Genomic DNA, 25,455 nt, shown 5'->3' with positions numbered 1-25,455 from the left:
AGGGTTAGAAGCGGTTAGTGACAGAAGAGACGACGGCCAGTCAGACGGGTGGGGAAACGGTGGCCGTGGTTCGCCGTCGCCGTCGAATCGCGCGCCTGTTCGGCTATGCCGTCATCGCTCTCCTGGTCATCCTCGTCGTGGTGGCGATCGTTCTCTGGTCGCAGCGCCGCCCAATCGCCTCGAATATTCTCGAACGCGAGCTTACTCGCCGCGGGGTGCAGGCGAGTTTCACGCTCGACCGGATCGGGCTCCGCACCCAGCAGGTATCGAACCTCGTCATCGGCGACCCGCGCAACCCGGACCTCACCGCCAGGGTCGCGCAGATCCAGATGCGGATTCGCTGGAACGGGCAGGTCGAATTCTACCGGGTCGTCGCGCGCGGCGTCCGGCTTCGCGGCAAGGTGATCGGCCGCCGGGTGAGCTGGGGCCAGGTCGACAAATTGCTCCCGCCGCCCTCGGGAAAGCCCTTTTCGCTCCCCGATATCAGCGTCGACCTCGCCGACACGTCGATCGCGGTGGCGACGCCCTACGGTCCGATCGGCGTCGCGATCGAAGGCGCGGGCAATCTCACCGGCGGGTTCAAGGGCAGGCTTGCCGCGGCCTCGCCGACGCTGGACGCGGGCCGCTGCACACTTGGCGGGCTTCGCGCGCAGCTTGCGGTTTCGGTCACCGCCCGCCGGCCCCTGGTCAGCGGGCCGCTCAGCGCCAGCCGCTTCGCGTGCCCGACCAGCAACATCGCCATCGCCGACCCCAGGCTCGATATCGAGAGCCAGTTCTCCGAAGGCTTCGACCGTTTCACCGGCAAGGGCCGGATGAGCGCAATGGCACTGGCGGCGGGGGTCAACCAGCTCGACCGCTTCAACGCGGAGCTGAGCTTCGGCGGCGACCCGACCCGTGTGCTCGGCAAGGTCCGCCTGTCCGCTGCCGGCGCGCGCATGGCGCAGCTGACCGCCGACCGGACCCGGCTCGAGGGGAGCTACCTTCTCAACGCCGCCAGGGGGCATATCGCGCTCGTCGCCGATTATGCCGCGCAGGGCGTCGACCTTGATGCGGGACTGACCCGCGGCCTCACCGGTGCGCTCGCCGGGGCTGACGGCACGCCGCTCGCGCCGATCGCCGCCGAGCTCCGCCAGGGGATCGAACGCGCGACCCGGCGGATGAACGCGCAAGGCGCGCTGCGACTGGTCAATTTCGCCGGGGGCGGGGCGGTGCGGGTCGAGAGGGCCGACGTCCGCAGCGCGTCGGGCGCCCGGATCCTGGTCGGCGGCAATGGCGACGGCATCACTTATTACTGGCCGGGCAACCGGCTCCGTCTCGACGGCCGGATCCGTACCGCCGGCGGCGGGCTTCCGACCGCCGACCTTGCGCTGTCGATGCCGCGCGGCGGCGGCCCGGTCAGCGGCACGCTCGTGATGCAGCCCTATGCCGCGGGCGGCGCGCGGCTCGCCCTTGCGCCGGTCCGCTTCGGTGCGCTCGCCAATGGCGCGACCCGGATCGACACGGTGGCGCTGCTCGACGGCCCGCTGTCGGGCGGCCGGGTCACCGGGCTTCGGGTGCCGGTCAATGGCACGGTCGGGCCGGGCGGGGCGCTCGCCTTCGGCCGCGGCTGCGTCACCCTGTCGGCGAACAGCCTCCGCCTCGGAGCGCTGCAGCTCGGGCGGACCCAGCTGCCGGTCTGCGCGACCGGGCAGGCGATCGTCTTCCGCCAGCCCGATGGCGATCTCGCGGTGCGCGCCTTCAGCCGCAACGTGGCGCTCAACGGGCGGCTCGGCTCGTCGCCCTTCGCGCTTCGGGCAGAGCGCGCCGCGCTGGTGGGGTCGCGCGGGTTCGACCTCGTCGGGGTCCGGGCACGGATGGGCAATCCCGACGCCCCGATCCTGCTCAACGCGCGGACGCTCGAGGGCACCTTCGCCGGAAGCGGGATCAACGGGACCTTCGCCAATGCCGACGCGACCATCGGCCGGGTTCCGATCAAGCTGACCGATGCCGCCGGCCGCTGGCTCTACTATCGTGATCGCCTGTCGGTGAATGCCGCGGCGACTGCCAGCGATATCGGCGCCGAACCGCCGCGCTTCTATCCGTTGCGCTCCGACGACCTCAGCTTCACGCTTGCCGGCAATGCCATTCGCGCCGGTGGTTCGCTTCGTCATCCGACGACGGGCGCGCTGGTAACCAACGTCGCCATCCGCCACGATCTCGGCAACGGCCGCGGCGATGCGACGCTCGACGTGCCCGGGCTGGTCTTCCGCCAGAACGGCCTCCAGCCCGAGATGATCACCCGCCTGACCGAAGGCGTCATCGCGCTCGTCAACGGGACGATCACGGGGCAGGGACGGATCGCCTGGAACGGCAATGGCGAGGTCACTTCGACCGGCGAGTTCGGGACGGAGGGCATGGACCTCGCCGCGGCCTTCGGTCCGGTTACGGGCCTCAAGGGCACGATCCGGTTCAACGACCTCCTCGGCCTCACGACCGAGCCCGGGCAGACCATCCAGGTCGCGACCATCAACCCCGGCATCCTCGTCGAGAACGGGGTCATTACCTATCAGTTGCTGCCCGACCAGCTGGTCCGGATCCAGGCCGGGCGCTGGCCCTTCATGGGCGGCGAGCTGATCCTTCGCGAGACCGTCCTCAACCTCGGCCGGCCGAGCCCGAAGCGGCTGACCTTCGAGGTCCGCGGCCTCGACGCCAACCGGTTCGTCAGCAGCTTCGGCTTCGCCGACATCAGCGCCGAGGGCACGTTCGACGGCGTGCTGCCGATGATCTTCGACGAGAATGGCGGACGGATCGTCGGCGGGCGGCTCGACAGCCGCGAGCCGGGCGGGCGCCTGTCGTACAATGGCGCGGTCAACAAGGCGAACCTCGGCACCGCCGGCAACCTCGCCTTCAATGCGCTAAAGGACCTGCGCTTCCGCTCCATGATCATCCGCCTCGACGGGGACCTCGCGGGCGAATTCGGCACCACGCTGGTCATCGACGGGGTGGGCCTTGCCGGCACCAACGGCACGCAGCGGCTGATCAGCCGCTTCGTCAGCCGCCTTCCGCTCAAGTTCAACGTCTCGATCCGCGGACCCTTCCGTGCGCTGATCGGCACCGCCAAGTCGCTCCGCGATCCGCGCGCGCTCATCGACACCACCCTCGACCGGCCGCTCGAGGGCCGTCCGGGGATCGTGACCGAGGTCCGCCGGCGCGAGGAAGAAAGCACCCAGACCCAGACGCCCGTCGTCGAACAGATCACCCCCGCGAGGTAGAAGCATGAACAAGCGCCCCCTCCTGATCGCCGTGCCGTTCGCCGCCGCTGCCCTTGGCGGCTGCGTCAACGTCCGCACGCCGGAGAAGCCGATCGAGATCAACCTCAACGTCGTCATCCGCCAGGAAGTGCTGGTGCGGATGCAGCGCGACGTCGATCAGCTGATCAACCAGAATCCCGAAGCCTTCCCGCAGCGGCCTGCCGGGACCACGCCGCAGGGGCAGCGATGATCCGCCTCGCGCTGGGCCTTGCGCTGGCGCTGACCGCGGGCGCCGCAGCGGCGCAGCAGAGCGCCCTGTTCGACGCCATCGCGGCGGGGCAGGTGGGCGAGCGCTATGACGGCTATCTGGGCTATGCGGGGCCGGCGACGGGGGCGGTCCGGGCGCAGACCGAAGCGATCAACATCCGCCGTCGCGCGCTCTACAGCGACCTTGCGCAGCGCAAGCCCGTCAGTCCGCAGGAAGTGGGGATCACCGCCGGCTGCACCCTGCTCGGCCGGGTCCGCGTGGGCGAAGCCTATATGCTGAGCGACGGCCAGTGGCGCCGCCGCGCGCCCGGTCAGCCCGCACCGGTCCCCGATTACTGCACCGGCGGCTGAGGCTCGAAGTCGGCCCGGTAGGCGGGCTTGAGGCGGGCCAGCATGGTCGCGGTCAACGGCAGGCTCACCTCATAGGCGCCTTCGGCATAGGAACCCGCGACATAGGCGTCGGCGGTAAGGTCGAGATGGTCGAAGCGCCCGTCGCGGTCATGGTCGGCGAGCGCGATGGTGAGCTCCTTGAGCGCCGGGCATTGGTTCGGCCATTCGCCGCTCTTGACCGGTTCCTGCCGCCGCTTGGTGCGCTCGCGGTCGAGCAAGATGCAGAAGGGCTGGCGGATCGCGCCGCCCCAGCTCTTGCCCGGCTGGAGCAGGCCGGCGAGCGTGACCTCGCGGCTTAGCGCGCGCTCCCACAGCAAGGCGGTCGTCCCGCCATTGGAATGGGCGCCGCCGGTATAGGCGCTGGTGGCGCCGACCAGCGACAGCAGCCGCCGGCTTTGTCCCGAGGTCGTCCAGGCCCGCGAGAATTGGAGCCCGTTGAAGTCGAGCTTCATCTTTTTGCGCATTGCCTTTTCGGTTGCCACCATGGCCATCATGTCGCGCTTCTGGCGGGCGGCATCGGCACGGAAGCGGCGGGCGAGGGCGGGGACCGCCTCGGCCTCCCTTGACCAGCTGTAAGAGAAGTCGAGGCCGTCACGGTCCGAGGCGATCGAGACCGGCGCGGCGGCGAGGAGTAGCGGCAGGAGGGCAACAGGCATGGGCCAAGGCTAGGATCCCCGCCGGTCGACCGCAAGGCGCCAGGGATGCACGGTTGACCTCATCACCGGCCCTGCTAAAGGGGCGGCGCCTTGGCGAGCTCGACGCCGCCATGTTCCTTGCCTGAACCGCGTGAGATGCTCTTTTCGGAGTGTCGCCACGCACATGAGGAAGAGTGAGAACATGGGGGAAGACGGGCTCGGGCAGGACGACAGGCTTCCCGCCGACGCGCGGCTCGACCACCTCGAACAGAGGGTGGCCGAAGCGCAGCGGAAGGAAGCGGTCAGGACCGGCAAGGGACCGGCCCCGGATGCGAATGAGCAGCTGGGGCAGCGGGTCCTCGCCACCCTGATCGGCGGTCTGCTTGGCGGCACGTTGATTGGCTGGGCGCTCGATCGCCTGCTGGGCACGTGGCCGATGCTCTTTATCACGCTGATGGTGCTCGGCACCGCCAGCGGCTTTTGGAGCATCATCAAGATGTCGAACGCACGAGCCAAAAGGGACCAATAGTGGCGGCCGAATCGGGCAAGATCGATCCGATGCACCAGTTCCAGGTCGAACCCCTGTTCGGCCATGACTGGCAGATTGCAGGGCATTCGATCGCCTTCACCAACAGCTCGCTGTGGATGCTGTTCACGCTCGTCGTCATCTGGATGTTCATGCTGGGCGGCATGAAGCGCGAGCTGGTGCCCGGCCGCTGGCAGGTCGCCGTCGAAGGCGTCACCGGCTTCATCACCAACATGATGGAGACCAACATCGGCCCGGCCGGCAAGAAGTTCGTGCCCTACGTCTTCTCGCTGTTCATGTTCATCCTCGTCGCCAACATCCTCGGCCTGCTGCCGTTCGGGATCATTCCTGGCGTCCACCCCTTCACCGTCACCAGCCACCTCAGCGTCACCGCGGTGCTGGCGATCGTGTCCTTCTCGATCGTGCTGATCGTCGGCTTCGCGAAGCATGGCTTCCACTTCTTCAGCCTGTTCGTGCCGCACGGCGCGCCCTGGTGGATGATGCCGATCCTGATCCCGGTCGAGTTCGTCTCCTTCATGGTCCGCCCCTTCAGCCTGGCGCTGCGACTGTTCGTCGCGATGACCGCCGGCCACATCCTGCTGAAGGTGCTCGCGGGCTTCGTGATCAACGGCCTCAATGCCGAGGCCCTGTGGGTCGCCCCGGTGGTGAGCGTTCCCAGTCTGATCCTGATGATCGGCATCAGCGCCCTCGAGCTGCTGGTCGCCGCCATCCAGGCCTATGTCTTCGCGCTACTGACGAGCCTGTATCTCAACGACGCGATCAATCTTCACTAAGCCTTACAACAAGATACAAAAGGGAGTTTGAACATGGACGCAGAAGCCGCAAAGCTGCTCGGTGCTGGTCTCGCCGCCATCGGCGTCGGCATGGCCGCCCTCGGCGTGGGTAACGTCTTCGGCTCGTTCCTCGAGAGCGCGCTGCGCAACCCGGCCGCGGCCGACAGCCAGCAGGGCCGTCTCTTCATCGGCTTCGCGGCCGCCGAGCTTCTCGGTCTGCTCGCGTTCGTCGTTGCGATGATCCTCCTGTTCGTCGCGTAAGCGCCGGACAACCTTCAAGACTAGAGGTCGGCCAGTGCCGCAAATCGCGCAACTTTCGGAGATTTTTGCATCCCAGCTGTTCTGGCTGGTGATCACCTTCGGATTGATCTTCGTCGTCGTGGGTCTGGGCATGGTGCCCAAGATCCAGGGCACCGTGGATCTGCGTGACAGCAAGATCGCGGCCGACCTCCAGACCGCCGCCAGCGCCCGCGACACCGCGGACAGGCTCGAGGCGGATTATCGGGCCACCCTCGATCGCAGCCGGGCCGAAGCGGCCAAGGTCGCGGCCGAGGCCAAGGCGGCGGCCGCGCAGGCGACCGAAGCCCGGGTCAAGGCGGCCGACAGCGCTGCCCAGACCAAGCTCGAGGAAGCGTCGCGGCGGATCGCCGAGGCGCGCACCTCGGCCCAGTCCGAGATCGAATCGGTGGCCGCCGAGGCTGCCGCCGCGATGGTCAGCCGGGTGGCTGGCCTGACGGTCGACGAGGGCACCGCCCGCGCCGCCGTCCAGCAGGAGCTCGTCCGTGGCTGACGAACTGCAGAACAAGACCCACACCGAAGTCGAGGCCGGGAGCGAAGTCCACACCGACCCGCGCGCGCTCGGTTTCGATGCGACCATGCTGGTCGGCCTCGCGATGGCGATCGTCGTTGCGCTGATGCTGTGGAAGAAGGTCCCGGCCGCGATCGGCAAGGCGCTCGACGGCAAGATCGCGGGGATCCGCGCCCAGCTCGACGAGGCTGCCGCGCTCCGCGCCGAGGCCGAGAAGATCAAGGCCGAATATGAGCAGCGCGCCGCTGCGTCCGAGAGCGAGGCCGCGGCCATGCTCGAGCGCGCCCGGCACGAGGCCGATTCGATCCGCGCCAAGGCCGAGACCGACGCCGCCGCGCTGGTCGAGCGCCGGACCCGCATGGCCGAGGACAAGATCGCCGCCGAGGAGCGCGCCGCGCTCCAGCAGCTTCGCGCCACCGCCGCTGATGCTGCCGCCAAGGCCGCCGCCCGGATCATCGCCGACAAGCATGACGCCGGTGCCGACAAGGCGCTGATCGACCAGGCGATCGCCGGCATCCGCTAAGCGCTTCGCCTCGGGACGGGAAACAGGCCGCTGGAGCGATCCGGCGGCCTTTTTCGTGCGCGCGAGGATCACGAAGGTGACACAGGAACGGGTGTCGGCGCGAGGGCGGCCCCGAGCGTTTCACGAGAGAAAGCAACAGCTTGGCGGAAAGCACCAAGGTGACATGCCGTGACCCGCGCGGGTGCGGGAGGGATGAGAATCCAACAGGTTCAAAGAACTCGTGAAGAAACCGCTCCGGTTATTCGAGCAGGCGAAATCCTACTTTGCAAGCTCTCGCGCTCAAGAAGGCTGCCGAAGGGCCGACGCCTGGGCGGGGCAATTCGCATCCGGGCGTCGGTCGGTGCGTTGTGGGATCATGTCGGACACGATCGAGAGCCTGCGCGAGCGGATGGAGCGGGCGGCGCTTGCGCTGGATTATGAGGAAGCCAAGCGCTGCCGCGACCAGATCGCGATGCTGCGTGGGGGCGCGACTCCGGACGAGGCGAAGGAGGCCGATTTCGCGGGGCTGGAACGGCAGGAGCCCGGCGCGATGGGGCTCGGCACCAGCCAGCAGCGCCTCACCCCGCCGCCGGGGTGGAAGCGCCCGGCCAAGCCCGATCCGATGACCTCCGGGCGGACAACGCGGGGGCGGCGTCGCCGACCGTGAGTTGCGCTGCGCGCCAGGCGATACTGACCCTGCTCGCGTCCCGTTCTCCAGGCGGCTCGATCTGCCCGAGCGAGGTGGCGCGGGCGACGACGTCGGGGGAGGAGTGGCGCGCGGCGATGCCGGCGGTCCACGCCGCGGTCGATGGCCTCCTCGCCGAAGGAGCGATCCGGCTGAGCTGGAAAGGGCAGCAGCTCGTGTCGCGCGCCGGGCCTTACCGGATCAGCCCCGGCGCGCCGGACGAAGGGGGAGGGGGGGGCGCCCTGAGGGCCAAGGTGCCGCCTGAGCTCAATCGACCTGCTCCTTGCCGGGCTCGTCTTCGCCGACACGCTTCAAGGGGGTCACGAACCACAAAGTCGCGACGGTCACGACCGACAGCATGAGCGCAACGTCGAGGCGGCCAAGTCCGACCGACACGCCGATGGCGCCCGTCACCCACAGGCTCGCCGCCGTGGCGGTGCCCTTGACCGAATCCTCCCGGCGCAGGATCGCGCCGCCGCCGATGAAGCCCATACCCGTAATCAGGCCTTCGATGATCCGCGCCATCGCTTCGGGCGATTCCGCCGTCAGCGATTCCGATGCCTGGATGAAGCCGCAGGTGGCCACGGCCACGAGGGGAAAGGTGCGAAGGCCCGCGCTCCGTCCCGAATGCTCGCGGTTCCAGCCGATCGGCAGGGCGAGCAGATAGGCGACGGCTAGGGCCACCAGATGCGGCATGATGTCGAAATGGTCGGCGCCGAGGAACTGATCGAACAAGGCATACTCCACGAGATAGCCGGGCGGCTGCCCGACCCTTGCGCCTAACGAGCTATCCCGCCGTAGGATGCGTGCTTCCACCGTGGGGTGGCATGCGGCGACGGCCAAGGATGGCGCCGTCGACGTGGCGCGCTACCGGCCTGACATGACGGCCGCGCCGGCCATGCCGCTGAGCTCGAGCCGGCCCTTGCTCGGCCTCTTTTATCTCGGCTCGCCGGATAGCTTCGGCGGCACGCTCTCCATGGCGCAGCGCCTCGGGCCGGGTCATGTCCGGCTGATCTCGATGGCGTGGAGCGAGGAGGGCCTCCGGAGCCGCTAGGGCCCCGGGGCAAGGCGCCGCCGCTGACACGCCCTCAGGGCACGTTTTCGGTCAGGAGATCGTAGGTCGCGACCAGTTCGTCCTTCTGGTTGAAGATCTCGACCGCCCAGCGGACCACGCCGGTCTCCTCGTTCTTGAGGCTCTTCGAGCGGACGGTCAGCTCGACCCGCATCGAATCGCCCGGATAGAGGGGGGTCAGGAAGCGCAGATTCTCGAGGCCGGTATTGGCGAGGACGGGGCCGGGATCGGGGTCGACGAACAGGCCCGCGGCGAAGCTCAGGATGAGATAGCCGTGGGCGACGCGGCCTTCGAAGATGGGCGAGGCCTTGGCCGCTTCCTCGTCCATGTGGGCGTAGAAGGTGTCACCCGTGAAATGGGCGAAATGCTCGATGTCCTCGATGGTCACGGTGCGGCTTGCCGTCTTGAGCGTGTCGCCGATGTGGAGCTCGCTCATCCGCTTGCGGAAAGGATGGGCGGCAAGGACATTCTTGGGACCACCGGGGATATATTGGCGGGTGATGGCGGCGATCATCGCGGGCGAGCCCTGCAATGCGGTCCGCTGCATGTAGTGGCTGACGCCGCGGACCCCGCCCATCTCCTCGCCGCCGCCGGCGCGGCCCGGGCCGCCGTGGACGAGGACGGGGAGGGGCGAGCCGTGGCCGGTCGAGTGGCTGCCGTTGGTGCGGTCGATGACCAGCATCCGCCCGTGGAAAGCGCCCGCGCCGAGGACGAAGTCGCGCGCGGCCTCGGGCGAATGGGTGAAGAGCGAGAGGGCGAGGCTGCCCTTGCCGCGGTTGGCGAGGCGGACCGCATCGCCGAGATCGGCATAGGGCATGAGCGTCGCGACCGGGCCGAAGGGCTCGACGTCGTGCGCGGCCTCGCACGCCCAGGGATCGTCGGCGCGGAGCAGGACAGGGGGCATGAAGGCGCCGCCGTCAGGGCCGGGGCGCTGGTCGGGATCGCCGGAAGCGATGCGGGCACCGCCGGCGGTGATGGCGGCAATGGCCTCGCGGACGCTGCTCCGCTGCGCCTCGCTGACGAGCGCGCCCATGCGGGTCTCGGCCGCGCGCGGGTCGCCGACGGGGAGGGCCGCGAGCTGTGCGGCGATTGCCTGCTCGGTCGCGTCGAGATAGGCCGCGGGGACCATCGCCCGGCGGATGGCGGTGCACTTCTGGCCCGCCTTCACCGTCATCTCGTTGACCACCTCGGCGACGAACAGGTCGAATTCGGGCGTGCCGGGAGCGGCGTCGGGGCCGAGCAAAGAGGCGTTGAGGCTGTCCTGCTCGGCGATGAAGCGGACGCTCTCGCGCTGGATGTTGGGGTGGGTGCGAAGCTTCAACGCGGTCGCGGCCGAGCCGGTGAAGCTGACCACGTCCTGCCCGCCGAGATGGTCGAACAGGTCACCGACCCCGCCGACGACGAGCTGCACCGCGCCGGGCGGAAGGACGCCGGCCTCGATCATCACTCGGAAGGCGGCCTCGGTCAGCCAGGCGGTGGCGCTGGCGGGCTTCACGATCGCGGGGACGCCGGCGAGCAGGGTCGGGGCAAGCTTCTCGAGCATGCCCCAGACGGGGAAGTTGAAGGCGTTGATGTGGACCGCGACGCCCTGCAGCGAAGTGTAGACGTGCTGGCCGATGAAGTCGGGCGACTTTGACAGCGGCTCGACCCCGCCGTCGAGGAGAACATGCGCGTCGGGCAGCTCGCGGCGGCCCTTGGAGGAGAAGGAGAGCAAGGTGCCCGCGCCGCCCTCGATGTCGATCCAGCCGTCCTTGCGGGTCGCGCCGGTGGCGAAGTTGAGGGCGTAGAGCTCCTCCTTGCGGGCCATGATGGCAAGGCCGAGCGCCTTCAGCATCCGCGCGCGCTCGTGGAAGGTCATGGCGCGCAGGGCCGGGCCGCCGACCTCGCGGGCGAAGCGGGCCATGGCGCCGAAGTCGAGCCCGCCCGAGCCGGTCAGCGCGACCGGGGAGCCGTCGATTGCGCTCGGCAGTTCGACGAGGCTGGAGGCGGCGCCCGGGGTCCATTCGCCGCGGGCAAAGTTGAGCAGTTGCGCAGTCTTCATGGCCACTTCTCTAGGCATGTGCGGACGGGCCGTCATCCCTGGGCGTGGCCGGTTAACCATCTCGGGCAACGGCTCGGCAAGCGGGGCGGGGTCATGCTCGGCGCATGCCGCTCGGCCTTGCCCTCGCCGCCGCGCTCAGCGCCGCCGTTCCGACCCTCCCGCCGCGCCAGACGGACGGCATCGCGGGGCGGCTGCTGGCGGTGCACAATGCGGCGCGGGCCGAGGTCGGGGCGCCGCCGCTCGTCTGGGACGAGGAGCTGGCGCGGAGCGCGGCGAGCTACGGGCCGCGGCTGGCGGCGCTGAAGCGGCTGGTCCATTCCCCGCGCGAGGAGCGCCCCGGGCAGCGCGAGAATCTCGCCATGGACCTCGACTGGCGCGGCACGCCCGAGAGCCTCGCCACCATGTGGGTCGAGGAGAAGAGGCTGTTCGTCCCCGGGCTGTTTCCGGCGGTGACTCGCACCGGCAAGTGGGAAGACGTCGCGCATTACACGCAGATGATCTGGAAGGGCACGACTCACGTCGGTTGCGCGATCCACGACGAGGGCGGCTGGCGCTACCTCATCTGCCGCTATTCGCCGCCGGGGAACCGGGACGGCAAGCCGGTCCCCTGATGCTGTTCCCCGGCGAAGGCCGGGGTCCAGTGCCTTCGCGATCCAAGAAAACTGGGCCCCGGCTTTCGCCGGGGAACAATCATTTGCCCCTGTAGACCGCCGGCCTTTTCTCGAGGAAGGCGGTTACGCCTTCGCGATAGTCTTCGGTGAATCCGAGGCGGCGCATCTCGTCGCGCTGGAGGTCGAGTTCCTGCGGAAGCGTGCGCTCGCCGGTCGTGCGGATGATGTGCTTGATCGCGGCAAGGCCGAGCGGGGGGAGGGACGCAAGCCTCTTCGCGAGCGCGTCGACCTCGGTGTCGAGCGCATCGTCGTCGACGCATTTCCAGATGAGGCCCCAGTCGGCGGCCTTGTCGGCGGGCAAGGGCTCGGCGGTCAGGGCGAGGCCGAGCGCGCGGGCCTGGCCGACCATTCTTGGCAGGTGCCAGCTGCCGCCGCTGTCGGGAATGAGTCCGAGGTTGGCGAAGCTCTGGATGAACTTGGCCGAGCGGCCCGCCACCACCAGGTCGCAGGCGAGCGCGATATTCGCGCCGGCCCCCGCCGCGACGCCATTGACGCGGGCGATGACCGGCTGGTCGAGCGTCGCGAGGCGGCGGATGAGCGGGTTCCAGCTCGCCTCGACCGTCTCGCCGAGATCGACGGCCTGGCCCGGGGTGACCGCACGGTCGTTGAGGTCCTGCCCGGCGCAGAAGCCGCGTCCGGCGCCGGTGAGGATGATGACCCGCGTGCTTCCGGCGGCGGCGTCGAGCGCGTCGCGAAGCTCGGCGTGCATCGCGGCCGTGAAGCTGTTGAGGCGATCGGGGCGGTTGAGGGTGATCCGAGCGACGCCCTGGTCCTCGCTGACGATCAGTGTCTCGTACGTCATTCGGTCACGTCCTCGATCAGGCCTTCGTCGCGCAGCTTGGCCATCAGTTCGGCGACATCGGCGCGGCATTCGCCTTCCGCCACGTCGTAGTCGGCAAGCAAGGCGGCGACGATCTCGTCTTCGCTGCGCGGCTGGTCGAGCAACTGCCAGACGGCGGCGGTGACGCCTTCCATGCCGAAGGCGAAGCCGCGCTCGGCCTGGAGGGCGACGATATCGTCGCCGACTTCAGCCGACAGCGCCTGCGGGGAGCGGCGATAGCGGGTCATGCGGCGACGTCGAACTGGAGGCGGGCAAGGCGGGCGTAGAGGCCGCCGCGCGCGGTCAGGCTGGCATGATTGCCTTCCTCGACGATCCGGCCCTCGTCCATGACGATGATCCGGTCGGCGGCGCGGACCGTGGCGAGGCGGTGGGCGATGACCACCGTGGTCCGGCTTTCCATGAGGCGTTCGAGCGCTTCCTGGACCGAGGCTTCGCTCTCGGCGTCGAGCGCGCTGGTCGCTTCGTCGAGGAGCAGCAAAGGCGCGTCGCGAAGCAGCGCGCGGGCGATGGCGATGCGCTGGCGCTGGCCGCCCGAGAGGCGCGCGCCGCCTTCGCCGAGATAGGTGTCGTAGCCCTCGGGCATGGCGGCGAGGAAGTCGTGCGCATTGGCGGCGCGGGCGGCCGCTTCGATCTCGGCCTCGCTCGCGTCCCAGCGACCGTAGCGGAGGTTGTCGCGGGCGCTGGCGGCGAAGATCACCGTCTCCTGCGGCACGAGCGCGATGCGATGGCGAAGGTCGGCAGGGTCGCAGTCGCGAAGGTCGACGCCGTCGAACGAGACAATGCCTTCCTGCGGATCGTAGAAACGCAGCGCGAGCTGGAAGAGGGTGGACTTGCCCGCGCCCGAAGGCCCGACCACCGCCACCGTCTCGCCCGGCGCGACCGACAAGGTAAGGCCGTGCAGCGCCTTGGCGTCGGGCCGGGTCGGGTAGCGGAATTCGACATTGTCGAAGGAGAGCGCGCCGCGGGCAGGGAGGGGCAAGGCGACCGGCTGGGCGGGGGCGCTGATCTCGGCCCGGGCGGCGATCAGCTCGGCGATCCGCGCCGCCGCGCCCGACGCGCGGAGGAGATCGCCGTAGATTTCGGACAGGGCCCCGAAGGCGCCGCCGACGAGCAGGCCGGTGAAGACGAAAGCCGCGATGTCGCCACCGGTCATGCGGCCCGCGGCGACGTCGATTGCGCCTTCCCAGATGACCAGCACGATCGCGCTGGTGAACATGGCGATGAGCAGCACGGTCATCACCGCGCGCAGCCGCATCCGCATCTTGGCGGTGGCGAAGGCGCGCTCGACCGTGTCGGCGAAGCGCTGTTCCTCGCGCCCTTCCTGCCCGAAGGCCTGGACGATCTTCATCGCGCCAAGCACTTCGCTGACGTTGCTGCCGACGTCGGCGATGCGATCCTGGCTGGCGCGGCTCAACGTCCGGACCTTGCGCCCGAACAGGATGATCGGCCCGAACAGGAGCGGGATGGCGATCAGCAGCATGCCGGCGAGCTTGGGGCTCAGGACGAACAGGTAGATGATCCCGCCGACGCCGGTGACGAAGTTGCGAAGCGCGAAGGAGATGGAGCTTCCGACGACTTGCTCGAGGATCGCCGTGTCGGCGGTGAGGCGCGAGGCGATCTCGCTCGGGCGGTTTTCCTCGAAGAAGCGCGGCGGCAGGGTGAGGAGGTTGCGCTGCACCTGGCGACGGAGGTCGGCGACGGTCCGCTCGCCGAGCCAGGAGACGAAGTAGAAGCGAAGGCCGGTCGCGAGCGCGAGCACCAGCACGATCATCAACAGATAGTGGAAGGCCTGAGTCACCGCGGCGGTGCTGATGGTGCCGCTGGTGAAGCCGCGGTCGATCACTTCCTTGAAGCCGCGCGGGATCGCCAGCGTCGCCGCCGAGCTGATCGCGAGGAAGAAGAGCGCCGCCGCGATCCGCGCCGGGTAGCGGGCGGCGGCGCGATAGACGAGGGCGAGATTGCCGAGGCTGCGGCCCTCGGGCTTGTCGTCGGAGGCGGATCGGGAAGCCATGAGCGCGGGAGGTAGCAGCGCGGGGCGGTGAAACAAAGGGGAGGTGCGGGCGCTGCCCCGCACGGGGATGGCGGGCCCATGCCGCTTGCGTTCGGACCCTTTCGGTCCCATGCCGGTTGATGGGCAAAAGGATAAGATCAAACGCATGCTTTATGATGCCTATGAGGTGCAGCGCTCCTGGCTTGCGGGGGCGAGCCAATGGGCCAACCTCTCGTCCGACTGGCTGACCAGCACCGCCAATCCGCTGAGCTACAACGGGATGAGCGGGATCGTCGCGGCGAGCCTCGACGTCTTCGCCCATGCCGCCGCGCCGCGCGGCAAGCCGGCGTTCGGGATCGAGACCACCCTCGTCGAGGGGCGGTCGGTAACGGTCCGCGAGGAGATCGTCGACCGGCTGCCGTTCGGGCAGCTCAAGCATTTCGTGAAGGAAGGCGGGCCCGAGGGCCAGCCGCGGCTGCTGATCGTCGCGCCGATGTCGGGTCATTTCGCGACCCTCTTGCGCGGCACGGTCGAGCGGCTGCTGCCGGGGCATGAGGTGTTCATCACCGACTGGCGCGACGCCAAATATGTCCCCACCCGCGACGGCGGCTTCGATCTCGACGATTATATCGACTATCTCGTCCGCTGGCTGGAGAAGATCGGGCCGGGTGCACACATGCTCGCGGTCTGCCAGCCGAGCGTCCCGGCCTATGCGGCGGTGGCGCTGATGAATGCCGACGACCATCCCGCGACACCCAGGAGCCTGACCATGATGGGCGGGCCGATCGACACGCGCGAGGCGCCGACCGCGGTCAACACGCTGGCGACCGAGCGGCCGCATGCCTGGTTCCAGCAGAATGTCGTCTGCACCGTTCCGGGCATGTATCCGGGCGGCGGACGGCGGGTCTATCCGGGCTTCCTCCAGCTCGCCGGCTTCATGACCATGAACCTCGGCAACCACCTCATCAGCCACTGGGAGATGTTCAAGCATCTGGTCGAGGGCGACGAGGAAAGCGCTGAGGCGACGCGCAACTTCTACGACGAATATCGCTCGGTCGCCGACATGACCGCCGAATTCTATCTCCAGACCGTCGACGTGGTGTTCCAGCGCCATCTCCTTCCCAAGGGCGAGATGACCCATCGCGGCCGCCCGGTGCTGCCGGGGGCGATCACGAAGACCGCGCTGCTGGCGATCGAGGGCGAGCGGGACGATATTTCGGGGGTTGGCCAGACCAAGGCCGCGCTCAAGCTCGCGACCGCGCTTCCGGCCGGCGACAAGAAGTACCACCTCGCCAAGGGTGCCGGCCATTACGGTATCTTCAACGGGCGCAAGTGGCGCGAGACCATCGCGCCGGTGGTCGAGAAATTCATCGCGGAGCACGACTAGACCCGAAGCGGGAGGATCAAGCGCCCTTGCATGCTGGCGCGGCGGCCTTAAGCGGCGGGGCGAATGTCCGACCGGCCCATCCTCCTCGTCGCCAACAGTAGCTGGAACCTGTCGCACCAGCGTTTCGGGCTGATCAAGGGCCTGAAGGGCAAGTGGCCGCTCGAGGCCGTGGTGCCGATGGGCGACAAGCCGGTGCTGCTGCTCCCGACCTATCAGGTGCCGCTGGTCGCCGACGGGACGGCGCCGGTGCAGGAGCTGAAGAGTCTGCTCGGCCTGATCCGGCTGTTCCGCGCGGTGAAGCCGGCAGCGGTGATGAGCTGGACGCCCAAGGGCAATATCTATGCGGGCCTCGCGGCGCGGGCGACCGGCGTGCCGTTCCTGCCCAACGTGTCGGGGCTCGGCACCGCCTTCATCAAGGGCGGGCTGTTGCTCAAGATCCAGGCGGCGATGTACCGCGAGGCCTTCCGCAACCTCCCCACCGTCTTCTTCCAGAACCGCGACGATGCGGCGCTGTTTGAGAAGATGGGACTGGTGACGACGGACCAGGTCAGCTTCCTCCCGGGCTCGGGGGTCGACTGCAAGGCTTATGCCGCGACCCCGCTCAAGAAGCGCAAGGACAATGGGGTCGAGCTGCTGTTCATCGGGCGGCTGCTCGGCGACAAGGGCGTGCGCGAGCTGGCCGAGGCGATGCGCCTGCTTCGCCCGCGCTTCCCGAACCTGCGCGTGACCTTGCTGGGCGAGCTTGGCGCGGCCAACCGCACCGCCATTTCGGCCGAGGAGGTGGCGGGCTGGGTCGCGGACGGGCTGGTGGTCCATGCCGGGCGGACCGACGACGTGCGGCCGTTCATCCGCGCGTCCGACGGGGTGATCCTTCCCTCCTATCGCGAGGGCATGCCCAAGTCGCTGCTCGAGGCGGCGGCCTGCGGGCGGCCGTTGGTCGCGTCCGACGTTCCCGGCTGCCGCGAGATCGTCCGCCACGGCGAAAACGGCCTCCTGTTCGAGGTCCGCTCGGCCGAGGCGATGGCGGCGGCGATCGCCGAGTTCGTCGAGGCAGGGCCCGAGCGGCGGCAGGAGTGGGGCCGCAACGCCCGCGCCATCGCCGAACGCGAATATGACGAACGACTGGTCGTCGCGGCCTATGATGAAGCAGTCATGAGACTGACAGGGAAGGCAGCCTAGGGCGCCCCATGCCTTTGAATTTCTTCTCTTCCCCCGCGGCCCGGACGCGCGGACTCGCAGGCTGGCGGGCCTATGTGATCGGCGACGTGCACGGCTGCCTGACCGAGCTCGACGATCTCCTCAAGCGGATCATCGCCGACCATGAGGGGCGGCCGCGCGCCAAGGGGCTGATCGTGCTGCTCGGCGACCTCATCGACCGCGGCCCGGCCTCGGCCGAGGTGATCGAACTGCTCGCGACCGTGAAGCTGCCGGGTTTCCGGATCGTGTCGATCGCCGGCAATCACGAGGAAGTGCTGCAGCGGATTCTCGAGGGCGACACCAGCCGGATCGAGGGCTGGCTCCGGTTCGGCGGGAGCGAGACGCTGCGCAGCTATTCGGCCGACGCCGAGCAGATCGCGCTCCAGAACCCGCGCGAGGCGCAGGCCAGCGTCGCCGCCGCCATTCCCGCCTCGCACCGCGACTTCCTGCTCGGCCTCGCCGACAGCCTGCGCTTTGGCGATTATCTGTTCGTGCATGCGGGGATCCGCCCCGGCGTTCCGCTCGAACAGCAGAGCCTCACCGACCTGCGCTGGATCCGCGAGCCCTTTCTGTCGGACCGGCGCGACCATGGCGCGATGATCGTCCATGGCCACACGATCAGCGAGCGGGTCGAACAATCGGGTTGGCGGATCGGGATCGATACCGGCGCCTATGCGAGCGGCCGGCTGTCGGCCCTCTGCCTCGAAGACGAACGGCGCTGGCTGATCGACACGGTCGACGGCTATCGCGACTGGGAGAGCGTGAATGTTTGAGAAGTTGTTCGCCGCGCCCGGTCTTGCCGCGCATGAAGCGGACTTGCGGGCAAATCCGCGCCGCTGGCTTGTGACGGGCGCCGCGGGGTTCATCGGGTCGAACCTCGTCGAGACCTTGCTCCGGCTCGACCAGGACGTGGTCGGGCTCGACAATTTCGCGACCGGTCACCAGCGCAACCTCGACGAGCTGCTGGCGGCGGTGACCCCGGCGCAGGCGGCACGCTTCCACATGATCGTCGGCGACATCCGCGATGGCGAGATCTGCGCGGCGGCCTGCGCCGGCCGCGACATCGTGCTTCATCAGGCCGCGCTCGGCTCGGTGCCGCGCTCGATTGCCGACCCGCTGACCAGCCACGAGGTCAATGTCACGGGCTTCGTCCAGATGCTCGAGGCGGCGCGCAAGGCCGGGGTGGGGCGCTTCGTCTACGCCGCCTCGTCGAGCACCTATGGCGATGAGCCCAATCTGCCCAAGGTCGAGGACCGGATCGGCAATCCGCTCTCGCCTTATGCGGTGACCAAGCTCGCCAACGAGTTGTACGCCGCCGTCTATGCGCGCTCGTACGGCTTCCGCGCGACCGGGCTTCGCTATTTCAATGTCTTCGGTCCGCGCCAGGACCCGCACGGCCCCTATGCCGCCGTCATCCCCAAGTGGATCGATGCCTTGCTCACCGACACCAAGGTGATGATCAACGGCGACGGCGAGACCAGCCGCGACTTCTGCTTCGTCGCCAATGCGGTGCAGGCCAATCTGCTGGCCGCGCTCGCGCCCGACGAGGCGCAGGGCGAGGTCTACAATGTCGCGGTCGGCGAGCGGACCACGCTCAATCAGCTGTTCGGACTGCTCAAGGAGAGCCTCGCGAGCCACGGTTCGCCGGTCGATGCCGAGCCCGACCACGGTCCGTTCCGGGCTGGCGACGTGCGCCACAGCGAAGCCGATGTCGGCAAGGCCGGACGCCTTCTCGGCTATCGTCCGACGCATGACATCGTGGCGGGGATCGCCGCCGCAATGCCTTGGTATTTGGCGCAAAGGCAGTCACAGGCCTAAAATCGACGCTGTTGATTCGTTTCGGCTTGCGCTATCGCTCCCCGCAGGGGGAGCTGCATTTGTCTTGGGAAGAGTATGAGCCGCAAATCGCAACTCCATAAGCTCGCCGTCATTTCCGCTGCCGTCCTGGTCGCCTCCTGCGCTGACAAGCCGGGTGGCCCGATCCCGTACAATGTCGCGCTCGGCGCGCCGGATCAGCCCAAGACGGTCAGCCTCGAGGACAATTACCGGATCTCGCCGCTCGACACGCTGACGGTGAACATCTTCCGCCAGAAGGATTTGTCGGGCGACTATGAGGTCGACCTGACCGGGCGCATCAACCTGCCGCTCATCGGCAGCGTCGAGGCGGCCGACCTCACCACCGCCGAACTCGACCAGCGCCTGACCACGGCCTACAGCCGCAAGTATCTGGTCAATCCCGACATCGCCGTCGGCGTGAAATCCTCGACCCGTCGCCTCGTGACGGTCGACGGCGCGGTCAAGCAGAGCGGGTCCTTCCCGATCAATGCGCCGCTGACCCTGATGCAGGCAGTCGCTCTCTCGGGCGGCACCACCGAGGATGCCAACCTTCGCCGCGTCGCGGTCTTCCGGACCATATCGGGCCAGCGCCAGGCCGCGGCCTTCGATCTCCAGGAGATCCGCCGCGGCCAGGCGGTCGATCCGCCCGTCTATCCGGGGGACATCATCGTCGTCGACGGATCGAGCGTGAAGAAGACGCAGAAGCAGATCCTCAACAACATTCCCATCCTGTCGATCTTCCGCCCGTTCTAAGCCGAACGCGCGGCTGCGGCCTGCAAGGATTATCCACTCGTGAATCGTGATCTCGCCTTCCGTCCTGAAGGCCGTCTCCCGGCCGCCCCCGGCGACATTCCCGCGACCGCGCCGCAGGCGGGGCAGTCGCGCGCCGCGGTGCATGGCACGCAGCTCGACATCACCAGCCTCATCCGGATCGTCAAGGAATGGCGCTGGCTGATCCTGGCGGCGATGGTGCTCGGGATCGCGGGCGGGATCATCGTCTCGATGCTGACCACGCCGCTCTATCGCAGCTGGGTGACGCTCGAGGTCAATCCGCCGCGCTTCGAGGTCCTCGGCGAGAGCAAGGATTATCAGAACGACGGCCAGCAGGCGTGGGACTTCATCGCGACCCAGGTCGGCCTGCTGCAGAGCCGCGCGGTCGCCGAGCGCACCGCGCAGGACCTCAACCTCGTCAGCAATCCGGCAGTGGCCGGGACCGAGGGCTCGGTCGAGGACCGCCTGCGCGAAGCGGGCAGCGTCGTCGCCGACGGGCTCGAGGTCGAGGCGCCTAAGGAAGGCACGCTCGTCCGCTACAGCTTCACCTCGCCCGATCCGCGCCTTGCCGCCCAGATCGCCAACGGGGTCGCCGACAGCTTCATCAATGCCGGCCTCCAGCGCCGGTTCGAAAGCTCGGCCTATGCCCGCCAGTTCCTCGAGCGGCAGATCGCCAAGACCCGCTCGGACCTCGAGAAGAGCGAGCGGCAGCTGGCGCAATATGCGCAGGCCGAAGGCATCATCACGCTCAATTCGGGCGGGCAGGGCGGGTCCAACTCGCCCGAGGCCGGCAACAGCCTCCAGGGCGAAAGCCTCGCCGCGCTGAACGAGGCGCTCGCCCAGGCGACCGCCCGCCGCGTCGCCGCCGAGGGTGCCTATCGCGCCGCCGCGGCGTCGGGTCCGACCAGTGACGTCAATGCCTCGACCCAGGCGCTCCGCCAGCAGCGCGCCGCGCTCGAAGCGGAATATAGCGACAAACGCACCGAGCTTCAGCCCGAGCATCCCGAGATGATCAGCCTGCGCTCGCGGATCGACGCGCTGGCGCAGCAGATCAATCGCGAGGGCGCTCAGGTCACGGCCGGCCGCACCAACACGCTGGCGCAGGAATATCGCGCCGCCGCCGCCGCCGAGCGCGCGCTCCAAGGCCGCGTTTCGGGCCTCAAGGGCGAAGTGCTGAACCTGCGCGGCCGCAGCGTCCGCTACGCCATCCTGCAGCGCGACGTCGACACCAACCGCAGCCTCTACGACGCGCTGCTCGGCCGCTACAAGGAAATCGGCGTCGCCGGCGGGGTCGGCAACAGCCCGGTCTCGATCGTCGACCGCGCCGAGGTCCCGACCACGCCGTTCAAGCCGCGCCTGCCGCTGAACCTGCTTGCCGGCCTGACGCTCGGCCTGATCGCCGGCCTCGGCGCCGCCATCGGCCTCGACATGCTGCGCGACACGATCCGCACCCGCGAGGACATGCGCAACAAGCTCGGCATCCCGTGCCTCGGCATGATTCCGAAGCGCCTGACCAAGGGCGACTTCATCGACGACCTGAAGGATCCGGGGTCGGCGGTGTCCGAAGCCTATAGCGCCGCCGCCGCGGCGCTGCGCTTCACCACCGAACATGGCGCGCCGCGGACGATGATGGTCACCTCGACCTCGCCGGCCGAGGGCAAGTCCTCGTCGGCGCTGTCGCTGGCCCAGAATTTCGCTCGCCGCGGGATTTCGGTGCTGCTGATCGACGCCGACCTGCGCAAGCCCGCCTTCCGCGCGGCGAGCGACGAGATCGGCCTGACCAAGCTGCTGACCAACGACGACGACGTGCTACAGCATGTCGCGCCGACGCAGTTCGACAATCTGTCGCTGCTGCCGTGCGGGGCGCTTCCGCCCAATCCGGCCGACCTGCTCGGCTCGGGCCGCTTCGGCATGATCATCGAGGAAGCGCTGATGCACTTCCAGATGGTGATCGTCGACTCGCCGCCGGTGATGGGCCTCGCCGACGCGCCGCTGATCGCGCACACCTGCCGCAACGTGCTGTTCGCGGTCGAGGCGGGCCGGACCCGTACCCGCCAGGCGGCCGAGGCGCTCAACAACCTCGAGGCGTCGGGCGCGCACCTCTTGGGCGGCCTGCTGACCAAGGCGACCGAAACCACCGCTGGCTACAGCTATTATAACTATCGCTACGGCGATCTCGACGACCGGCGCGAGCGGATCGCGCTCATCCCGCACCACCAGGAGGGCTGATGCCGGACTTGGGGGGCGGGCCGGGCTCACATCGCTGGGGCCGCTGGCTGGCGGTGGCTGGGCTTGCGGTCCTCGCCGCCCATGCCGGACGGACGGCGATCGTCGCGGCCAAGGCGGAGCAAAGGCCGGCGATCGCCCATGCGGCCTGGCCGTCGCACCCCCAGCCGCTGCTCAACCTCGCCTTCGCAGAGATCGGCGCGGCCGCAGCCCGGGGCCAGACTCCGCCCGCCGCCGCGGTGGCGATGGTCGGCGAGGCCGCGCGGTCCGAACCGCTCGCCTCCGAGCCGCTCCTGGTCGCCGCCACCGACAGTCTCGCCAGGGGTGACGGCAAGCGCGCCGAGCAATTGCTGAGCGCGGCGCTGCGCCGCGACCCGCGCTCGACCGCAGGGCATTTCCTCTTCGCCGACCTCCTCATCCGCCAGCAGCGGCTGGGCGAGGCGATGGTCCATATCTCGGTGCTCGGCCGCCGCCTCGGCGCCGCCACCGCGGGCTTCGCGGGTGCGCTCGCCACCTACATTCGCCAGCCGGCGGCACTGGCCAAGGTCGCGCCGGTGCTGGGCGAGGATCCGGCGCTTCGGACCGAAGTGCTCAAGCAGCTTTCTCTCGATCCGGCCGCGACCATGATCATGGCGCGCCTCGCGACGCCGCGCGACCGGGGCGAGGACTGGCTGCGCCGCGCGGTCGACGTGCAGCTCGGCGCCGGCAAGGTCGACGGGGCGCGGCTGCTGCTCGCCCGGACCGGGGTGTCGGCGACGGGCGGGCTCGGCAGCTGGAACCAGGGCGCGGCCGCGGGGCCGCTCGCCTGGCGCTATCCCTCGGCCACGGGCGGGGTCGCCGAAGCGGTCGCCAACGGGCCGATGCGGCTGGTCTCCTACGGACGCGAGGACGCGTCGCTCGCCGAGCATGTCCTGCTCCTTCCGCCGGGCCGCTACCGTTTTTCCTTCGCCTTTGGCGCGGCCGTCCCGGCGGGCACGTTCGAGTGGCGCCTGACCTGCCCGGCGAGCTCGGTCCCGCCGGTCATCATCCCGATCAGCGGACAGACGCAGGACAGCATGATCACCATTCCCCCTGGCTGTCCCTCGCAGAAGCTGGCCGTGTGGGCGCGCATCGGCGACTTCCCGCGGACCACCTCGGCGGACCTCGTTCGGATCGACCTCAAGCCGGTCGGAGGCGCGGCATGAGCCCGGCGCTGCGCCAGGCGGTGGTGCCCGCCTATCTCTTCCTTTGCCTGCTGCTCGGCGGAAGCACGCAGGGCATCTGGTTCAACCTCACGCTCCAGCTCGGCGGGATCCTCCTCCTCGTCTGGGCGATGCTCGCCGAGCAGCGCAGCCACGTGACGCCGCCGGCGCGGATGCTGATCTGGCTCGGGGTCGCCTGGCTTGCGCTGGCGCTCGCCCAGATCATTCCCCTGCCGCCCGAAATCTGGTCAGCGCTTCCCGGCCGCCAGGCCGCGGCGGAAAGCTTCACCCTGCGCGGCGAACCGCTGCCGTGGCTGGAGTGGTCGCTGTCGCCGAGCGCGACCGCGGCGATCCTCCCGATCATTGCCGTCCCCCTCGGCGTCATCGCCGCGATGTTGATGCTCGGCGCGTTCAAGGCCCGCTGGTGCATCGCCGCATTGGGGCTCGGCACGACCATCTCGGTCCTCCTCGGCGCGGTCCAGCTCGCGCAGGGCGGGCCCTATCTCTATCCGATCAGCAACACCGGCACCGCCGCCGGGCTGTTCGCCAATTCCAACCATCAGGCGACCCTGCTGCTGGTGACCATTCCCTTCCTCGCCGCGGTGATCGGCCGGGCGCAGCGCAAGTCGCGCCGCTCGGACGCCAAGGCACGGATGGGGCGGATCACCATCGCGCTCGGCGCGCTGGCGGTGGTCGTCATGGGGATCGTGCTCAACGGCTCGATGGCGGCGCTCGCCCTGTCGGGGCCGGTGATCCTCGCCAGCATCGGCCTCGCGCTGCCCGGCGCGGCGCGGCACGTCCGCTGGCTCGGCGGGCTCGCGCTGGCGCTCCTGATGGCGGGCGCGGCGGTGCTGGCGATCTTCACCGATGCCGGAAGCAGCAGCTCGGTCGCGAGCCGCAGCGAAATCTACCGCAACACCATCCCCGCGATCGCCGAGACCTTCCCGGTCGGCACCGGCCTCGGCACGTTCGAGCGTGTCTACCGCCTGCGCGAAGACCCGGCCAAGGTCGACAGCTTCTACATCAACCACGCCCACAGCGATCCGCTCGAGTGGCTGCTCGAGACCGGGCTTCCCGGGCTCCTGCTGCTGGTCGCCCTGCTTGCCTGGTGGGCGACGCAGGCGGTGCGGCTGTGGCGGTCGGAGCAGAAGGACGGGGTGGCGCTGGCCGCGACCATCGCCTCGGCCGCGATCCTTGGCCACAGCCTGGTCGACTATCCGCTGCGCGATGCCTCGATCCAGGCGATCTTCGCGCTCTGCCTCGCCTTCATGGCCGAGCCGCGCAGCCGCAAGGCCGCGAGCGTGCCGAGCGACGGCGCGCCCGAGCGGGCGCCGCGCCACCTCGTCCTGACGGACGATGGCTTCGTCAGCGCGTGAGCACGGCGCCGAACTGGCGCAGCGCTTCGCCCATATAGAAATGCGAGCCCGGCAGCAGGATCAGCTGCGCCCGGTGCATGGGCATGGTCCCGAAGGCATGTTCGGTCGGTTCGCGCGGGTCGGACAGCGCCTTGATCGCGAGGTCGACCAGTTTCTGACTGCCCTTGTCGAAGACGAGCTCGGGCGGGAGCCGGGTGCCGAGCAGGCGATTGGCGGTAACCAGCCCGGCGGCGACCGCGCGCCCCGCGCCGAGGCGCGGCGCTTCCTCGGCGATGGCAGCGAGTTCCTGTGCCGGCAGGCGGCTGACGATGGCCGCGAAGTCGGCCAGCCATTTCAGCCGGAACCAGGCGCTCGTCACGCCATGCACCGCGAGATAGGGGACGAGGAGCCGCGTCGGCAGGGTCGGAAGCGCGATGCTGCCAGTGATCTCGACCATCCGGCTCGGGCCCGTCGCGGTGACGGTCGGGAGCACCGCCTTGTTGTCGGCGACCCGGCTGTGAAGGTCGAGCAGGATCCCGTCGTCGCTGCGCCAGACGCTTTCCTTGCGGCTGCGATGCCAGTCGGCGGGGTCGACCGAGGGTTCGGGCACCTGCTGGACATAGCCGAGGCCCGACAGCAGCGCCGCCGCCTTGCCGATCGCGCCCGGGGGGACGAGCAGGTCGATGTCGAGCTGGCGCTTGAGCATGGGATTGTCCCACGCCAGCACGCCCACCGTCTGTCCCTTGAGGAAGAGATGGGGGAGCGAGGCCGCGCCGAACACGCGGTGGATGCGGGCCGCCTCGACCGCCATCAGCAGTCCGTCGGCGGCGATCTGCCGCGCGTCCTTGCCAAGCTTGCCCGCCCAGACCGGCGTGACGCCCGCGCGCTGCAGCGTCCGCCACACCAGCCCTTCAACGCGGTGGCGGCGGGCGAGGGCGACCAATGCCTTGCCGTCGGCGGAAGCGAGGCGATTGCCGATGAGCGTCAGCTCGGCATCGCTCAGCCGGGGGCGGCAGCTGTCGAGCAGCAGGCGAAGGGTGGGATCCATTT

At 69.3% G+C, this 25,455-nt stretch carries 27 protein-coding genes; 20 read left to right on the top strand and 7 right to left on the bottom strand.

The features are described 5' to 3' along the window. Positions 1-65 precede the first annotated feature (65 nt). From AC4GYU_RS11095 to AC4GYU_RS11085, 3 genes are read left to right on the top strand one after another with little or no spacing between them, the layout of a single operon-like run. Positions 66-3,251: an intermembrane phospholipid transport protein YdbH family protein gene (locus tag AC4GYU_RS11095; RefSeq protein ID WP_491087014.1), complete on the top strand. Its 3,186-nt coding sequence runs from the start codon at positions 66-68 to the stop codon at positions 3,249-3,251. Positions 3,252-3,255: 4 nt separating this feature from the next. Next, positions 3,256-3,480, top strand: a complete 225-nt coding sequence (locus tag AC4GYU_RS11090) for a YnbE family lipoprotein (RefSeq protein ID WP_491087013.1) — start codon at positions 3,256-3,258, stop codon at positions 3,478-3,480. Continuing rightward, on the top strand, positions 3,477-3,848 hold the full coding sequence (locus tag AC4GYU_RS11085) for a YdbL family probable chaperone protein (RefSeq protein WP_491087012.1): 372 nt from the start codon (positions 3,477-3,479) through the stop codon (positions 3,846-3,848). Before AC4GYU_RS11090 ends, AC4GYU_RS11085 begins: the two co-directional genes overlap by 4 nt. On the opposite strand, the gene AC4GYU_RS11080 is transcribed toward AC4GYU_RS11085, so the two are convergent. Continuing rightward, positions 3,830-4,543, bottom strand: coding sequence for a hypothetical protein (locus tag AC4GYU_RS11080; protein ID WP_491087011.1), 714 nt, complete (start codon positions 4,541-4,543; stop codon positions 3,830-3,832). The two genes, AC4GYU_RS11085 and AC4GYU_RS11080, sit on opposite strands and share 19 nt — an antisense overlap. 163 nt (positions 4,544-4,706) lie before the next feature. On the opposite strand from AC4GYU_RS11080, the gene AC4GYU_RS11075 reads away from it, so the two are divergent. The 7 genes from AC4GYU_RS11075 to AC4GYU_RS11045 all read left to right on the top strand — a co-directional run bounded on the left by AC4GYU_RS11075 (position 4,707) and on the right by AC4GYU_RS11045 (position 8,199). Continuing rightward, positions 4,707-5,051: an AtpZ/AtpI family protein gene (locus AC4GYU_RS11075; protein WP_491087010.1), complete on the top strand. Its 345-nt coding sequence runs from the start codon at positions 4,707-4,709 to the stop codon at positions 5,049-5,051. Further along, positions 5,051-5,842, top strand: coding sequence for a F0F1 ATP synthase subunit A (locus AC4GYU_RS11070; RefSeq protein ID WP_491087009.1), 792 nt, complete (start codon positions 5,051-5,053; stop codon positions 5,840-5,842). Before AC4GYU_RS11075 ends, AC4GYU_RS11070 begins: the two co-directional genes overlap by 1 nt. A 33-nt stretch (positions 5,843-5,875) precedes the next feature. Next, positions 5,876-6,103 carry a F0F1 ATP synthase subunit C gene (locus AC4GYU_RS11065; protein WP_129383163.1) on the top strand — a complete coding sequence of 76 codons (228 nt, stop codon included), beginning with the start codon at positions 5,876-5,878 and terminating at the stop codon, positions 6,101-6,103. Between the two features lie 34 nt (positions 6,104-6,137). After that, entirely contained in the window at positions 6,138-6,632 is a 495-nt protein-coding gene (locus AC4GYU_RS11060) for a F0F1 ATP synthase subunit B family protein (protein WP_491087008.1), read from the top strand. Then, entirely contained in the window at positions 6,625-7,173 is a 549-nt protein-coding gene (locus AC4GYU_RS11055) for a F0F1 ATP synthase subunit B family protein (RefSeq protein WP_491087007.1), read from the top strand. Before AC4GYU_RS11060 ends, AC4GYU_RS11055 begins: the two co-directional genes overlap by 8 nt. Before the next feature lie 355 nt (positions 7,174-7,528). Further along, positions 7,529-7,819, top strand: a complete 291-nt coding sequence (locus AC4GYU_RS11050) for a UvrB/UvrC motif-containing protein (protein WP_491087006.1) — start codon at positions 7,529-7,531, stop codon at positions 7,817-7,819. Next, positions 7,747-8,199, top strand: coding sequence for a DUF3253 domain-containing protein (locus AC4GYU_RS11045; protein WP_491087005.1), 453 nt, complete (start codon positions 7,747-7,749; stop codon positions 8,197-8,199). The genes AC4GYU_RS11050 and AC4GYU_RS11045 overlap by 73 nt, the downstream gene beginning before the upstream one ends. Here the strand turns inward: AC4GYU_RS11045 and AC4GYU_RS11040 are convergent. Beyond that, positions 8,105-8,572 carry an MgtC/SapB family protein gene (locus AC4GYU_RS11040; RefSeq protein WP_491087004.1) on the bottom strand — a complete coding sequence of 156 codons (468 nt, stop codon included), beginning with the start codon at positions 8,570-8,572 and terminating at the stop codon, positions 8,105-8,107. The genes AC4GYU_RS11045 and AC4GYU_RS11040 overlap by 95 nt on opposite strands. 67 nt (positions 8,573-8,639) lie before the next feature. On the opposite strand from AC4GYU_RS11040, the gene AC4GYU_RS11035 reads away from it, so the two are divergent. Beyond that, positions 8,640-8,891 (top strand): hypothetical protein, encoded by a 252-nt coding sequence (locus AC4GYU_RS11035; RefSeq protein WP_491087003.1) that lies wholly within the window; start codon positions 8,640-8,642, stop codon positions 8,889-8,891. 34 nt (positions 8,892-8,925) lie between these two features. Here AC4GYU_RS11035 and paaZ read toward each other — a convergent pair whose 3' ends face one another. After that, complete coding sequence (gene paaZ, locus AC4GYU_RS11030) at positions 8,926-10,950, bottom strand: phenylacetic acid degradation bifunctional protein PaaZ (protein WP_491087002.1); 2,025 nt, start codon at positions 10,948-10,950, stop codon at positions 8,926-8,928. A 104-nt stretch (positions 10,951-11,054) separates the two neighbouring features. Here paaZ and AC4GYU_RS11025 point away from each other — a divergent pair, with 104 nt between their 5' ends. Then, positions 11,055-11,561: a CAP domain-containing protein gene (locus AC4GYU_RS11025; RefSeq protein ID WP_491087001.1), complete on the top strand. Its 507-nt coding sequence runs from the start codon at positions 11,055-11,057 to the stop codon at positions 11,559-11,561. 79 nt (positions 11,562-11,640) lie between these two features. Here AC4GYU_RS11025 and paaG read toward each other — a convergent pair whose 3' ends face one another. Genes paaG through AC4GYU_RS11010 form a run of 3 tightly spaced genes read right to left on the bottom strand, consistent with a single transcriptional unit; the run spans position 11,641 to position 14,473 of the window. Then, the gene (gene paaG, locus AC4GYU_RS11020) at positions 11,641-12,423 is read right to left on the bottom strand and encodes a 2-(1,2-epoxy-1,2-dihydrophenyl)acetyl-CoA isomerase PaaG (RefSeq protein WP_491087000.1); all 783 of its coding nucleotides are present in this window, start codon (positions 12,421-12,423) and stop codon (positions 11,641-11,643) included. Then, a complete protein-coding gene (locus AC4GYU_RS11015; protein ID WP_491086999.1) occupies positions 12,420-12,689 on the bottom strand; it encodes a PqqD family protein in 270 nt (89 codons plus the stop codon). The genes paaG and AC4GYU_RS11015 overlap by 4 nt, the downstream gene beginning before the upstream one ends. Beyond that, the gene (locus AC4GYU_RS11010; protein ID WP_491086998.1) at positions 12,686-14,473 is read right to left on the bottom strand and encodes an ABC transporter transmembrane domain-containing protein; all 1,788 of its coding nucleotides are present in this window, start codon (positions 14,471-14,473) and stop codon (positions 12,686-12,688) included. Before AC4GYU_RS11010 ends, AC4GYU_RS11015 begins: the two co-directional genes overlap by 4 nt. 145 nt (positions 14,474-14,618) lie before the next feature. On the opposite strand from AC4GYU_RS11010, the gene AC4GYU_RS11005 reads away from it, so the two are divergent. The 8 genes from AC4GYU_RS11005 to AC4GYU_RS10970 all read left to right on the top strand — a co-directional run bounded on the left by AC4GYU_RS11005 (position 14,619) and on the right by AC4GYU_RS10970 (position 24,426). Next, entirely contained in the window at positions 14,619-15,839 is a 1,221-nt protein-coding gene (locus AC4GYU_RS11005; protein ID WP_491086997.1) for a polyhydroxyalkanoate depolymerase, read from the top strand. A gap of 63 nt (positions 15,840-15,902) precedes the next feature. Then, entirely contained in the window at positions 15,903-17,018 is a 1,116-nt protein-coding gene (locus AC4GYU_RS11000; protein ID WP_491086996.1) for a glycosyltransferase family 4 protein, read from the top strand. Positions 17,019-17,026: 8 nt separating this feature from the next. Beyond that, the gene (locus tag AC4GYU_RS10995) at positions 17,027-17,809 is read left to right on the top strand and encodes a metallophosphoesterase family protein (RefSeq protein ID WP_491086995.1); all 783 of its coding nucleotides are present in this window, start codon (positions 17,027-17,029) and stop codon (positions 17,807-17,809) included. After that, positions 17,802-18,854 carry an SDR family oxidoreductase gene (locus AC4GYU_RS10990; protein ID WP_491086994.1) on the top strand — a complete coding sequence of 351 codons (1,053 nt, stop codon included), beginning with the start codon at positions 17,802-17,804 and terminating at the stop codon, positions 18,852-18,854. Before AC4GYU_RS10995 ends, AC4GYU_RS10990 begins: the two co-directional genes overlap by 8 nt. Positions 18,855-18,929: 75 nt before the next feature. After that, entirely contained in the window at positions 18,930-19,625 is a 696-nt protein-coding gene (locus AC4GYU_RS10985) for a polysaccharide biosynthesis/export family protein (RefSeq protein ID WP_491086993.1), read from the top strand. Positions 19,626-19,664: 39 nt separating this feature from the next. Beyond that, positions 19,665-21,872, top strand: a complete 2,208-nt coding sequence (locus AC4GYU_RS10980; protein ID WP_491086992.1) for a GumC family protein — start codon at positions 19,665-19,667, stop codon at positions 21,870-21,872. Continuing rightward, on the top strand, positions 21,872-23,053 hold the full coding sequence (locus AC4GYU_RS10975; protein ID WP_491086991.1) for a tetratricopeptide repeat protein: 1,182 nt from the start codon (positions 21,872-21,874) through the stop codon (positions 23,051-23,053). Before AC4GYU_RS10980 ends, AC4GYU_RS10975 begins: the two co-directional genes overlap by 1 nt. Then, positions 23,050-24,426, top strand: a complete 1,377-nt coding sequence (locus AC4GYU_RS10970; protein WP_491086990.1) for an O-antigen ligase family protein — start codon at positions 23,050-23,052, stop codon at positions 24,424-24,426. Before AC4GYU_RS10975 ends, AC4GYU_RS10970 begins: the two co-directional genes overlap by 4 nt. Here AC4GYU_RS10970 and AC4GYU_RS10965 read toward each other — a convergent pair. Beyond that, positions 24,416-25,453: a nucleotidyltransferase family protein gene (locus tag AC4GYU_RS10965; RefSeq protein ID WP_491086989.1), complete on the bottom strand. Its 1,038-nt coding sequence runs from the start codon at positions 25,451-25,453 to the stop codon at positions 24,416-24,418. The two genes, AC4GYU_RS10970 and AC4GYU_RS10965, sit on opposite strands and share 11 nt — an antisense overlap. Positions 25,454-25,455: the final 2 nt, after the last annotated feature.

The sequence above is a fragment of the Sphingomonas sp. SP2 genome (assembly GCF_058313385.1).
This window is presented reverse-complemented; position numbering and strand designations above follow the sequence as displayed.

Coding starts and splice junctions, on each gene's coding strand:
- paaZ (WP_491087002.1), bottom strand. CDS start 10,950: ATGAAGACTGCGCAACTGCTCAACTTTGCCCGCGGCGAATGGACCCCG.
- AC4GYU_RS10985 (WP_491086993.1), top strand. CDS start 18,930: ATGAGCCGCAAATCGCAACTCCATAAGCTCGCCGTCATTTCCGCTGCC.
- AC4GYU_RS11085 (WP_491087012.1), top strand. CDS start 3,477: ATGATCCGCCTCGCGCTGGGCCTTGCGCTGGCGCTGACCGCGGGCGCC.
- paaG (WP_491087000.1), bottom strand. CDS start 12,423: ATGACGTACGAGACACTGATCGTCAGCGAGGACCAGGGCGTCGCTCGG.
- AC4GYU_RS11065 (WP_129383163.1), top strand. CDS start 5,876: ATGGACGCAGAAGCCGCAAAGCTGCTCGGTGCTGGTCTCGCCGCCATC.
- AC4GYU_RS11090 (WP_491087013.1), top strand. CDS start 3,256: ATGAACAAGCGCCCCCTCCTGATCGCCGTGCCGTTCGCCGCCGCTGCC.
- AC4GYU_RS11025 (WP_491087001.1), top strand. CDS start 11,055: ATGCCGCTCGGCCTTGCCCTCGCCGCCGCGCTCAGCGCCGCCGTTCCG.
- AC4GYU_RS11000 (WP_491086996.1), top strand. CDS start 15,903: ATGTCCGACCGGCCCATCCTCCTCGTCGCCAACAGTAGCTGGAACCTG.
- AC4GYU_RS11010 (WP_491086998.1), bottom strand. CDS start 14,473: ATGGCTTCCCGATCCGCCTCCGACGACAAGCCCGAGGGCCGCAGCCTC.
- AC4GYU_RS11075 (WP_491087010.1), top strand. CDS start 4,707: ATGAGGAAGAGTGAGAACATGGGGGAAGACGGGCTCGGGCAGGACGAC.
- AC4GYU_RS10970 (WP_491086990.1), top strand. CDS start 23,050: ATGAGCCCGGCGCTGCGCCAGGCGGTGGTGCCCGCCTATCTCTTCCTT.
- AC4GYU_RS11080 (WP_491087011.1), bottom strand. CDS start 4,543: ATGCCTGTTGCCCTCCTGCCGCTACTCCTCGCCGCCGCGCCGGTCTCG.
- AC4GYU_RS11015 (WP_491086999.1), bottom strand. CDS start 12,689: ATGACCCGCTATCGCCGCTCCCCGCAGGCGCTGTCGGCTGAAGTCGGC.
- AC4GYU_RS11050 (WP_491087006.1), top strand. CDS start 7,529: ATGTCGGACACGATCGAGAGCCTGCGCGAGCGGATGGAGCGGGCGGCG.
- AC4GYU_RS11005 (WP_491086997.1), top strand. CDS start 14,619: ATGCTTTATGATGCCTATGAGGTGCAGCGCTCCTGGCTTGCGGGGGCG.
- AC4GYU_RS10975 (WP_491086991.1), top strand. CDS start 21,872: ATGCCGGACTTGGGGGGCGGGCCGGGCTCACATCGCTGGGGCCGCTGG.
- AC4GYU_RS10990 (WP_491086994.1), top strand. CDS start 17,802: ATGTTTGAGAAGTTGTTCGCCGCGCCCGGTCTTGCCGCGCATGAAGCG.
- AC4GYU_RS11035 (WP_491087003.1), top strand. CDS start 8,640: ATGCGTGCTTCCACCGTGGGGTGGCATGCGGCGACGGCCAAGGATGGC.
- AC4GYU_RS10965 (WP_491086989.1), bottom strand. CDS start 25,453: ATGGATCCCACCCTTCGCCTGCTGCTCGACAGCTGCCGCCCCCGGCTG.
- AC4GYU_RS10995 (WP_491086995.1), top strand. CDS start 17,027: ATGCCTTTGAATTTCTTCTCTTCCCCCGCGGCCCGGACGCGCGGACTC.